The sequence below is a fragment of the Bacteroides sp. AM37-9 genome, from assembly GCF_003603455.1.
GTDB classification, from domain to species: domain Bacteria; phylum Bacteroidota; class Bacteroidia; order Bacteroidales; family Bacteroidaceae; genus Bacteroides; species Bacteroides xylanisolvens.
This window is the reverse complement of sequence record NZ_QTNF01000007.1, coordinates 97,139-108,439: the sequence shown is the minus strand read 5'-3', so window position 1 is coordinate 108,439 and position 11,301 is coordinate 97,139. Positions and strand designations below refer to the sequence as shown.

The following is an 11,301-nucleotide window of genomic DNA, read 5'->3' as shown; positions in this document are numbered from 1 at the left end:
TTACCTTAATTTTGTGTTATTAGTCAATAAAAAAAATCTCATAACGAGTGCAAGGTACTAATATTGACTGAATGAACAATAAAGAGTATCAAAAAAATAAAGTCTGATATACAATTTAGGCACAGATTATAATCCAAGAAGTTGTTGCAAACGTTGCACCGATGTTTCAATCTGCCAACGGTCTTCCAATTCGTCTGCATTAAAGATATATTGTGCCTGGTGATAAAAAGGTGCGCGTTTCTCAAGCGCCTGAACGATGAACGCTTTCAGTTCGTCATCCTCTTTCCCCTGAAGAATAGGGCGTTGCTGTTTAGCCACACGCAAGCGTCTGAACAGCACATCCGGATGCACATCGAGAAAAACCGTCTTTCCGGTCCGGTTCATAAAGTCCATATTATCAAAAAAACAAGGCGCTCCACCTCCCGTCGAAATTACCACATTCTCAAACTCGGCTACTTCATGAAGCATATTCCGCTCCAGTTCCCTGAATCCTGTTTCGCCTCGTTCAGTGAATAATTCTCCAACGGTTTTGTGAAAACGCTCTTCGATATACCAGTCCAGATCAACGAACGGTATATCCATCTGCCGGGCAAATGCTTTACCCAGCGTCGTTTTTCCGGCACCCATATAGCCGGTAAGGAAGATACGAACCATAAATGACTAATTTTGCTCACAAAATTAATCATTTAATGAAGAATGAAGAATGAAGAATGAAGAATTTTAGCCATTATGCCATCCAATTCTTCATTATTCATTCTTCATTCCCGATTTATTTAAAGATTCTCACCCGTTCTTCAAGCGGCTGAAATTCTTTTTCACCCGGTTTGCCAATAGGAAGTCCGAACGGCATTTCCGCAATCAGATGCCAATGTTCCGGCAAGTTCCATGCACGGCGCACTTCTTCATCAATCAACGGGTTATAGTGTTGCAGCGATGCTCCGAAACCTACATCCTCAAGCATCACCCAGATAGCCAGCTGGTGCATGGCAGAAGTCTGCAATGACCATCCCGGGAAGTTCTCCTGATAAGACGGGAAAGCCTCCTGAAGTCCTTTCACTACTTTTTGATCCTCAAAGAACAGTACAGTTCCGTAGCCACAGGCAAAGGAATGATCTATCTTCTCTTCTGTCTTTGCAAAAGCTTCAGCCGGTACAATCTTCTTCAATGCATCTTTCACGATCTGCCACAGTTTCTTATGAGATTCTCCCAACAGGAGCACCACACGTGTAGTCTGTGAATTGAATGCTGACGGTACGTGACGCACGGTCATATTAACGATACATTCGATCTCCTGATCGGATATAGGTGACTGATTAGTAATTGAATAGTAAGTCCGACGTTGTTTCAAAGCTTCACTAAAAGATCTTTCCATCATAGTTCCTTTCTTATTTTATATTCTTAAAACTCTCTTTTTTTTATAACAAGTATCCCCCCTAACTTGTTCAGTTAGAGAATATATTTGTACCTTCGCAGCGTCAATTCATTGACTATCTAAATTTATCGTCAGAAAAATGGCAAAACAAAAATTTTATGTCGTATGGGAAGGCGTCACACCCGGGATTTACACTTCCTGGACAGACTGCCAGCTTCAAATCAAAGGATACGAAGCTGCCAAATACAAATCATTCGATACGCGCGAAGAAGCGGAACGCGCGCTGACAATGTCTCCATACGCTTATATCGGCAAAAACGCAAAGTCTAAATCAGGAGGTTCCAAACCTTCGTCAGATGCTTTACCCTCTTGCGTGATCGACAATAGCCTGGCAGTCGATGCAGCCTGTAGCGGCAATCCGGGACCGATGGAGTATCGTGGAGTACACATTGCCAGCCGTCAGGAAATTTTTCATTTCGGCCCGATGAAAGGCACGAATAATATCGGTGAGTTTCTAGCCATCGTACACGGGTTGGCGTTGTTGAAGAACAAAGGTTTCGACATGCCTATTTACAGCGACAGCGCCAATGCGATCAGCTGGGTACGACAGAAGAAGTGCAAAACCAAGCTCCCCCGCACTCCGGAGACGGAAGAACTGTTTTTATTGATCGAACGGGCAGAAAAATGGTTGCGGGAAAATACATATACCACTCGTATCCTGAAATGGGAAACGAAAGAATGGGGAGAAATTCCGGCCGACTTCGGCAGAAAATAAAAGAACATAAATTTCAATCATAAGAAAAGATGAAAACATTGACTTCAAACAAAGCTTTCTGGCTGTTATTAGTCATTTGCGTAGTTACTATCCTGCCTTTCCTCGGCTTGTCGGAATACCACACGAAAGGTGAGCCTCGCGAAGCTATTGTTTCCTATTCCATGCTGGATAGCGGAAACTGGATCTTACCCAGAAACAACGGAGGAGAAATGGCTTACAAACCGCCTTTCTTCCATTGGAGCATCGCTGCTGTATCAGCAGTAGTGAACGGAGGGCAAGTCACAGAAATGACCTCCCGCCTGCCGTCCGCCATCGCCTTGATTGCCATGACTCTCTGCGGCTTTCTGTTCTTTGCCAAAAGAAAAGGAGTGCAACTGGCGTTATTGGCCGCCTTTATTACCCTGACTAATTTCGAATTACACCGGGCCGGAGCCAACTGCCGGGTGGACATGGTATTGACAGCTCTCACCGTTGGCGCTCTATATTGTCTCTACAGATGGTATGAGAAGGGGCTCAAAGGTATTCCCTGGCTGGCCATTCTCCTGATGAGTTGCGGAACACTGACTAAAGGACCGGTAGGTACTATCATTCCATGCTTAGTTGTAGGCATATTCTTGTTGCTCCGAGGTGTCAACTTCTTCAAGGCATTCCTGCTGCTTTCCGCCTGGGCTATCCTTTCTCTCATCCTGCCTATCTGCTGGTATGTAGCTGCTTACCAACAAGGTGGAGAAGAATTCCTCGCATTAGTGATGGAAGAAAACCTCGGCCGTATGACGAATACCATGAGTTATGATTCATGCGTGAACCCCTGGCACTATAATTTTGTGACCTTGTTTGCCGGATATGTTCCCTGGACACTGTTAATCGTACTTTCTCTGTTCAGCCTGACTTACCGTAAGTTCAATATCCAGCCAGCCGCCTGGTGGAAACGTTTCACTGCTTGGATAAAGAATATGGATCCGGTGGATTTATTCTCTTTCACCAGCATCGTCGTCATCTTCGTTTTCTACTGCATTCCGCAGAGCAAACGCAGCGTCTACCTGATGCCTATCTATCCTTTCATTGCTTATTTTCTTGCCAAATATCTATTTTATCTGGTCAAGAAGCAATCCAAAGTCATCAAAGTATATGGAAGTATTCTTGCGGCAATCAGCCTGTTGCTGTTCACTTGCTTCATTGTGTTAAAATGCGGGCTCATCCCTGAAACAATCTTCCATGGCCGTCACGCACAGGACAACATTAATTTCATGCGCGCCATACAGAATATCAGCGGTGCAGGGGCCTTGTTGCTGGTTGCCGTTCCTACCGTCCTCGGTATCTACTGGTGGTTCTATCAACGGAAACATGCATTGAGCAACCGCTTCCTGTATGCCCTCGTCGTGCTTACCATGGGATTATACCTTGCATTAGACGGTGCTTATCAGCCGGCAGCATTAAATTCGAAATCCGTCAAATTCGTCGCTGCAGAGATCGAAAAGATTGCGCCGGAAAGCGAAGGGACTATGTACGAATTCATTGAAGAAAGTCTGCATGCGGCAGGTGACCCTGTGCATTACTTCGAGATTAATTTCTACCTGAATAACCGTCTCGACAACTTCTACCAAAAACGTCCTGCCAAAGGTTTCTTGTTGATCGGCACCAATGACGCAGAGAAATATCTTCCTGAATTTGAGAAAGAGGGGTATCAGTTCGAACAGGTTTACGAATCTCCTAAACGAGTGCTCCGGCAAATAGCCAAAGTATACAAGTTCATTAAAAACGAACAGCCTGAAAAAACCGAAACTACTCCTATTGTTGAGTAAAAGGGACAGTATTTACCGTTTTTCCATGCTTCACAAGGAACTCTGCCGATTGGAGCATGGAAAAACTATATTCTTTTAAAGGCAAAAAGCGATCATCCATCGGAACGGCTTTCAATTTGCCATTGTCTATATGATAAGTAAATTCCTGCTGCGTCTCGTAATTATAAAGATACAATAACGTATCATTGCGTCCCACAATCATATTGTCGGCAGTATAAAACATACAGGGACGTTCTTCTTTCAGCAAATCCACTCCAAAATTATTCTGTAGATAATCAATATTCAACAGCCCCAATATCGTAGGCTGTATATCTACCTGACCTCCAAAAGTGTTTTTCTCTTCCGGATGAATACGGCTGGAGTAAATCATCAGCGGGATATGGTTATAAGATTCCGGCAGCTCACATTCGGCGTCTCCCACCAATTTGCCATGATCTCCTTCCAACACAAATATCGTATTATCAAACCAGGGCTGTTTACGTGCCTCTTCAAAAAACTTACGCAAAGCCCAATCCGCGTACTCAACAATCTGCATCTCGGGTTCACTCGTTTTCGGATGGAAGAAAGGAGGTATCACATACGGCGGATGATTGCTGATGGACAACAAAGTAGCAAAGAAAGGCTCTCCGGTGGCAGCCCGCTGATTCAATACCGGAATTGCATAGTCATACAGGAAATCATCCTGTACTCCGAAGCTATTCACAACCTTATCAGCCGGATAATTTTCTTGTGAGAACACTTCATCATAGCCGTTTGTCCGGAAGAAAGCGTTCATATTATCATACTGCCCTTCGTGCGTCATAAAGAAAAGGTTATAATAACCGTTTTCTTTCAGGACAGTAGGCAGTCCCGAATAGCGGGGAATGACAGAGCCTTTCATGAGGTTTCGTTTCATCATCGCCGGGAAAGAATATAAGGTGGCATACAAACCATGATTCGTATGGATTCCTGCCGAATAGAAATTACGGAAGCTAATAGAACGGGTATACAGACTATCCAGGAAAGGAGTCAGCGTTTCTGATTGCCCAAAATGCTTCATCAGTTTACTGGACATGGATTCCATCATAATCAGTACAACATTGGGGCGACCTTGCTGCACACTATCTGCTTTTGAAGCATGTCTGTACACAGCCAACGGTGAGACAGCTACCTCTCCCTGACGATTGAGCAGAGCTTGCGCCTTAGTTATGGCTTCCTGCTCATCCATCAGATGCAAGTATTTATTTTCAGGACGCATATCATCCATCACACTCGTCAACAGATTAAAAGTCGGACTTACTCCCAATTGATTCAGAAAAGCATCCTGACAGAAATATGCCGCACTCACTTTGATCGGATTATAACCTGTACGCCCCCGAATTCCAAAGATGCAGAGACCGATCAGACAAGCTCCGACCAGAACCACAACTCCTCTCTTCCAAAATGGGAACGAAGCGGAAATGGTAAGGCTACGACGATGGAAATAACGCGACAGACAGACAAGCCATACTATGAACCCGGCCAAGAAGAGCAGGAATAATCCGATGGACAAGTAATAGGCACTTTCTCCCAATATCATTCCGGCGGTAGTTCCTGCATAACCGAACCATTCGAATATAGAAGAATTGATATGCTTAAAGAAATAGGCAAAGTAGGGTATGTCCGACGCACTGATTAAATAGACCAGTCCATAAAACACACTGAAAAAGATTGTGAAAAAACGGAACAATGCTTTCCCATAGTAGTTGCAGACTCCACACACCACCGCAATTGCCAGCGGCAACAGAAGTATGTAACAACCGATCACATTATCAAACCAGACACCATGCACAAAAGCAAGCATTGAAAGGCTCTTATCCGACAAGGCTTCAGAAGTCAATTGATGATAGGATGAGATAAAAAGTACCAGGCGAAACAGTCCTGCGATCAGCAAAGCCGAAACATGTATTGTGAGTATATATACAATAAGATTTAGAAAACGTTTCATAATAGCCTTTTCTTTTTATGAATTAAATGAAAGAGATTTAATAAAATTATTTTCTCCCTTTGTAGATATAAACGAAATGAAGAATTAGGAAATTGATAGGTACTACAATTATCATCACCAGTATCGGCGCCAGAAGTTCGCCTGCCCCCATCCAAAGGAAGAGATTCAACAAACCAATCTCAAGCAGATAATTAATCAGATGACTAAAGCCAAACCCAACCGCATTGCGAGACGAGGGCTTGGAACGAAAAGTAAAAAAGGTAGTCAGGAAATAATTGCAAATAAATCCGACGGCATAACCTGCCGTAAAAGAGATATTAGCGTTTGCAACCAGTAAAACCAGACAATACACTCCGTAATGAATAGCCGAGGATACAGTACCGACAACTCCGAAACGAACGAATTGCCAGAACTTATCCCGCCAGTCCGGATGCCTGTCAAATATAGCTTTACTTATCTTGGTCATCGTATAGTACTTCTTCCACATTATAGAGCGGACGACGTTTTACTTCTTTATAGATTTTCCCAATATACAACCCGACAGCTCCTATTGACATTAGAACAATTCCACCAACAAACCAGACAGACAACATCAAAGATGCCCAGCCATGCTCTGCCGTACCCGAAATTAAAGAATACAATACATAAATTCCTATCAGTATACTGATAAAAACAAATATAATTCCCAGATAAACAATACCGTAAATAGGCTTCACCGAGAAAGAGGTTATTCCGTCCAAGGCCAGGCTGAACATCTTTCTTACTGTATATTTGGAGGTTCCGGCTGTCCGTTCCCGGATTACGTCATCTACCGTAGTAGAAGGAAAACCCAGCAATGGGATAATACCACGCAAATAGACATTACGTTCTTGATAATGAGACAGCTGTTCCAGTACTCTCCTACTCAAAAAACGGAAATCCGCATGATTGTAGATTGTCTCTACTCCCATCCGGTGCTGTAATTTATAAAAAGCGGTTGCGGAAAGACGTTTCAGCATCGGATCTGCCTGGCGGGATACTTTCACCCCGTATACGACATCATATCCTTGTGTATAAGCATCGATCATCTCCTCAATCGCATTCAGGTCATCCTGCAAATCGGCATCAATGGTAATAACGGCATCGCTCCAATCTTTAGCGGTCATCATACCGGCCATGATGGCATACTGATGTCCTACGTTGCGAGCCAGGTTCATTCCTTTTATATATGGATTCGTCCGGTGCAGTTGTTTAATAATGCTCCATGTACGATCTTTACTGCCATCATTCACAAAGAGCACAAAACTGTCGGCACTGATCTTTTTTTTCGCCACCAAGTCATCAAACAAAGCTGTCAAACGGGTGGTTGACTCTTCCAACACTTCCTCCTCATTATAGCAGGGGGATACAATAGCCAATTTAATCATTTTTCGTCCGGTTTATTTAGTTCAGCCAGTTTTATCTGCGCAAACTCCGAGTAAGTCATAAAAGGATAGCCTTTTTCTTTCAGGTTGCGGATAAGCATATCCAAACGTTCCTCCATTCCTTTGCCGGAATGGTTGCGGATGATAAAAGGCATTTTAAATTCAGGATGTTCACCCAACGGATAGAACTCCCATGGGTGGAAATAGGTCACAAAATATCCGTCATGTTTCAACACCCGGTTTACCAGGCTTTGATAAAGCCACATCGGCAGATTATGACAAGACAACCAAAATAGCGGGAAACGAATCCATGGAGTTACAGAAGCCGGGATTTGAAGTAGTTTGCCTGTCATAAAGCAGGTACGCGGCTCTGATAAATGCATATATCTTCCGGGGATAAATGCGGGATTCAATGAGGAGTTGTACACATACCCCATTCGTTCAAGTTCCGTATCTGATACGGGAAACATACGCGGTTGGCGATAGCCTTCTATCGTTCTGCCGGTAAGACGTTCCAAGATTTCTTTTGAACGGCTGACATCGGAAGCCTGCGGTTGCCAATGGTCACATCCATGCGCAGCCACTTCATGTCCTTCGTCCATAATGCGCCGCATCACCTCCGGCGCATTTTCTGCAAAATTGCTTGTACAGAAGAAGGTAGCTTTCACCCCGTTTTTTTTCAGGCAGTCCAGTATCCGGTTCGTACCATAGACTGATACTTTCATCGCTTCATCCAGCGGAAAGTCTACGCCATGTTCACGAGGTACATCAAATTCTTCTGTATCAAAACTTAATAATATCATTGCATTATCAAAAAATTACAATTGCTGCATTACAGTTGTTGCATATCATGCAGGCGTTTGTAATAGCCGTTTAATTCTATAAGTTCCTCATGCTTACCACGTTCTACAATTTCTCCTTCATATAACACGCAGATTTCATCTGCATTCTTAATAGTAGAAAGACGGTGGGCAATAGCAATCGTTGTACGTGTTTTCATCAAACGTTCCAACGCTTCCTGCACGAGACGTTCTGATTCGGTATCCAATGCAGAAGTAGCCTCATCGAGAATCAGAATCGGAGGGTTCTTCAGGATGGCACGGGCGATACTGATACGCTGGCGCTGACCACCGGACAATTTACCACCACGGTCACCGATATTCATGTTATATCCTTCCGGTTTCTCCATGATGAAATCATGTGCATTGGCAATCTTTGCTGCCTCTACCACTTGTTCCATTGTCGCATTCTCCACACCAAAAGCAATGTTATTGAAGAATGTATCATTAAACAAAATAGCTTCCTGGTTTACATTACCAATCAGACTACGCAAATCAGCAATACGCACGTCGCGGATGCTCGTTCCGTCAATGGTAATATCACCTTCCTGTACATCATGGTAACGTGGCAACAAATCGACTAAGGTAGATTTACCGGAACCTGACTGTCCAACCAGTGCAATCGTTTTTCCTTTGGGAACTGTCAAATTTACATGTTTCAGTACCTCTCTTTTACCATCGTAGCTGAAAGAGATATCTTTAAATTCAATCTTGTCATTCAAACCTTTCAACGGTTTCGGATTCGGAATCTCCTTAATCTTATTCTCTGCTTTCAGGATTTTATCAACACGTTCCATAGAAGCCAAACCTTTCGGAATGTTATATCCTGCTTTAGCAAAGTCTTTCAACGGATTGATTACACTATACAGGATAACCATATAGAAGATAAATGTCGGAGCATCGATGGTTGCATTCTGTCCCAAAATCAATGTACCACCAAACCACAGTACGGCTACAATCAGAATGGTTCCCAAAAACTCACTCATCGGATGTGCTAATGCCTGACGTATAGCAACTTTATTCGAAGCATCACGCAATTCATTACTACATTTGGTAAAACGATTAATCATCTTATCTTCTGCAATAAAAGCTTTGATAATACGCAATCCACCCAATGTTTCTTCCAATTGCGACATCGTATCACTCCATTTTGACTGTGCCTCCAATGACTGGCGTTTCAGTTTTCTTCCGACCGCTCCCATCAGCCAACCCATTCCCGGCAATACAACGATGGTAAAAAGGGTCAACTGCCAACTCGTTATAACCAAAGTGATAAAATAAAGAAGAATCAGAATCGGACTCTTCATCAACATATCCAACGAACTAGTAATGGAGTTTTCAACCTCTCCCACGTCACCACTCATACGAGCTATGATATCTCCCTTTCTTTCTTCAGAGAAAAAAGACATTGGCAAGCGCATTACTTTTGCATATACCATAATACGAATATCACGTACTACTCCCGTACGCAATGGAATCATTACAGCTGAAGAAGCAAAGTAACAACCGGTTTTAAACAATGTCATTATCATCAGGAACAATCCTAAAAAGATAAGGGCTATAGTAGGACCATTATCCATTATCATTTGAGATATGTAATAATAGAAGTTATTCTTGGCAACATCTGCTAAATCACCACTACCCCATTCCATAAAATGGTATACTTTATCCGCTCCTTCTGTTTTAAACAGAATACTCAGAATAGGAATTAAAAAAGTAAATGAAAACACGTTGAATACAGCAGACAAAATATTCAGCAAAATAGCCCAGCCGATATACTTCTTATAAGGCGACACGAAACGTCGCATTAGTTGTAGAAATTCCTTCATTATTTACCATTAAAAAAGTTAAGACCGCAAAGATACAATAAAACTGATTAACAGGCAGTAGTTTCAGCTAATTATTAACGCGATTTATCGAAAAGCACGTTTCAACAAACAAAAAACGACTCAATAATTCTCTTTCAACCAAATACCCAAGAAACGATCATATATTTGATACACTCCCTTTTCCTGGGTCACAAAATCCTTTTCTAATAATCCTTTCAATGCTGCCTGCACAGAACTGGCTGAAGCCAGTCTGTATTTCTTTATGAAAGCACCGGAAGTGATAGCTTTCGCTTTTCCCTCTTTAGTGATAGCAATCAGTAACTCCTTTTGCTTTTCCGGCAAACGAAAAAGGATTTCCGAATAAGTATATCTGAATGAATCAATAATCTGCCGAATAGCCTCTGACACCATTTCCACTTTACAGACTCCGTGCTCCGGGGTCATATCATAAAGTGTATTCAATACTTTTTGTATATACCATGTGACTCCTTCAAACTGTTGATAAACTGTGGTAACAGCACTTTCTTCCATTTCTTTGCCTGCACGTTTGAAATGCATACATGCAAAACGAATGTATTCTTCTAAAGGAATACTTTCCAAATGCATCATTGACACACTTTGATAAAAAGGTCTGGAAGGCGTCAAAAACATATTCCCCATCACATGACGCTGGCTCCCGGCAAAAATAAAACGCGCATTATTACAATGCTGCACATAAGTCCGGAGAGTAGCCTCTACATTTTTCTCTGCATACCCGGTAATCTGCTGAAATTCATCAATGGCAATCAAACAAGGCTTATCCGCTTGCTCTAAATACCGGAAAATTTCATCGAGCGTAGTAGCCGGAGCTTGTATATCTCCTAATCCCAAATTCAAAGAAGGCATACCATTCACATCAAAAGAGATACTGGCCTGCAAAGATTTCACACATTCCCAAAAACCATGCAAAGCTTTCTTCCCTATAGGTTTCAGTACTTCCAAAATCTCTTTACTAAGTGCAAATACCAAGTCGCGCAATGACCGGCTGTCATATATATCAATGAAGAAGGTGTAATAGTCCTGCTTAATTTCAGGAAACTGAAAGCAATGACGGATCAGGCCCGTCTTTCCCATTCGTCGGGTAGAGACAAGAGCCAGGTTATTCCCATTCATCACTTCGCGTACCAACTGTTCGCTTTCCTGCTGACGGTCACAAAAATAATCAGCAGACACATATCCACTTGTTATAAAAGGATTTCTTATCATAGTCTTCGTATATCTCACGTTATTACGCAAAGATAATTATTATAAAATAATAAAATGCACATCTCGTGCA

10 protein-coding genes are annotated in these 11,301 nt (G+C 42.5%); 2 read left to right on the top strand and 8 right to left on the bottom strand.

The window, feature by feature from the left end:
- Positions 1-126: 126 nt before the first annotated feature.
- Entirely contained in the window at positions 127-654 is a 528-nt protein-coding gene (locus tag DW862_RS07175; protein ID WP_004314493.1) for a shikimate kinase, read from the bottom strand.
- Positions 655-769: 115 nt separating this feature from the next.
- The gene (locus DW862_RS07170; RefSeq protein WP_008770436.1) at positions 770-1,372 is read right to left on the bottom strand and encodes a nitroreductase family protein; all 603 of its coding nucleotides are present in this window, start codon (positions 1,370-1,372) and stop codon (positions 770-772) included.
- A gap of 139 nt (positions 1,373-1,511) precedes the next feature.
- Here DW862_RS07170 and DW862_RS07165 point away from each other — a divergent pair, with 139 nt between their 5' ends.
- Both DW862_RS07165 and DW862_RS07160 read left to right on the top strand, forming a co-directional pair.
- Positions 1,512-2,147 carry a viroplasmin family protein gene (locus DW862_RS07165; protein ID WP_117684820.1) on the top strand — a complete coding sequence of 212 codons (636 nt, stop codon included), beginning with the start codon at positions 1,512-1,514 and terminating at the stop codon, positions 2,145-2,147.
- A 29-nt stretch (positions 2,148-2,176) separates the two neighbouring features.
- Positions 2,177-3,949 (top strand): glycosyltransferase family 39 protein, encoded by a 1,773-nt coding sequence (locus DW862_RS07160; RefSeq protein ID WP_120067557.1) that lies wholly within the window; start codon positions 2,177-2,179, stop codon positions 3,947-3,949.
- Here DW862_RS07160 and DW862_RS07155 read toward each other — a convergent pair.
- The 6 genes from DW862_RS07155 to DW862_RS07130 form a co-directional block, all read right to left on the bottom strand.
- A complete protein-coding gene (locus DW862_RS07155; RefSeq protein ID WP_120067555.1) occupies positions 3,936-5,915 on the bottom strand; it encodes an LTA synthase family protein in 1,980 nt (659 codons plus the stop codon). The two genes, DW862_RS07160 and DW862_RS07155, sit on opposite strands and share 14 nt — an antisense overlap.
- 46 nt (positions 5,916-5,961) lie before the next feature.
- Entirely contained in the window at positions 5,962-6,381 is a 420-nt protein-coding gene (locus DW862_RS07150; RefSeq protein ID WP_032811961.1) for a GtrA family protein, read from the bottom strand.
- Complete coding sequence (locus tag DW862_RS07145; RefSeq protein WP_004314479.1) at positions 6,365-7,321, bottom strand: glycosyltransferase family 2 protein; 957 nt, start codon at positions 7,319-7,321, stop codon at positions 6,365-6,367. Before DW862_RS07145 ends, DW862_RS07150 begins: the two co-directional genes overlap by 17 nt.
- Positions 7,318-8,121 (bottom strand): polysaccharide deacetylase family protein, encoded by an 804-nt coding sequence (locus DW862_RS07140; protein ID WP_004314478.1) that lies wholly within the window; start codon positions 8,119-8,121, stop codon positions 7,318-7,320. The genes DW862_RS07145 and DW862_RS07140 overlap by 4 nt, the downstream gene beginning before the upstream one ends.
- Before the next feature lie 29 nt (positions 8,122-8,150).
- Complete coding sequence (locus DW862_RS07135; protein ID WP_008024069.1) at positions 8,151-9,986, bottom strand: ABC transporter ATP-binding protein; 1,836 nt, start codon at positions 9,984-9,986, stop codon at positions 8,151-8,153.
- Between the two features lie 120 nt (positions 9,987-10,106).
- A complete protein-coding gene (locus DW862_RS07130; RefSeq protein WP_008770438.1) occupies positions 10,107-11,231 on the bottom strand; it encodes an ATP-binding protein in 1,125 nt (374 codons plus the stop codon).
- Positions 11,232-11,301 lie beyond the last annotated feature (70 nt).

Excerpts from the sequence above, each read along its gene's own strand:
- DW862_RS07175 (WP_004314493.1), bottom strand. The coding sequence starts at position 654 with ATGGTTCGTATCTTCCTTACCGGCTATATGGGTGCCGGAAAAACGACG.
- DW862_RS07170 (WP_008770436.1), bottom strand. The coding sequence starts at position 1,372 with ATGGAAAGATCTTTTAGTGAAGCTTTGAAACAACGTCGGACTTACTAT.
- DW862_RS07165 (WP_117684820.1), top strand. The coding sequence starts at position 1,512 with ATGGCAAAACAAAAATTTTATGTCGTATGGGAAGGCGTCACACCCGGG.
- DW862_RS07160 (WP_120067557.1), top strand. The coding sequence starts at position 2,177 with ATGAAAACATTGACTTCAAACAAAGCTTTCTGGCTGTTATTAGTCATT.
- DW862_RS07155 (WP_120067555.1), bottom strand. The coding sequence starts at position 5,915 with ATGAAACGTTTTCTAAATCTTATTGTATATATACTCACAATACATGTT.
- DW862_RS07150 (WP_032811961.1), bottom strand. The coding sequence starts at position 6,381 with ATGACCAAGATAAGTAAAGCTATATTTGACAGGCATCCGGACTGGCGG.
- DW862_RS07145 (WP_004314479.1), bottom strand. The coding sequence starts at position 7,321 with ATGATTAAATTGGCTATTGTATCCCCCTGCTATAATGAGGAGGAAGTG.
- DW862_RS07140 (WP_004314478.1), bottom strand. The coding sequence starts at position 8,121 with ATGATATTATTAAGTTTTGATACAGAAGAATTTGATGTACCTCGTGAA.
- DW862_RS07135 (WP_008024069.1), bottom strand. The coding sequence starts at position 9,986 with ATGAAGGAATTTCTACAACTAATGCGACGTTTCGTGTCGCCTTATAAG.
- DW862_RS07130 (WP_008770438.1), bottom strand. The coding sequence starts at position 11,231 with ATGATAAGAAATCCTTTTATAACAAGTGGATATGTGTCTGCTGATTAT.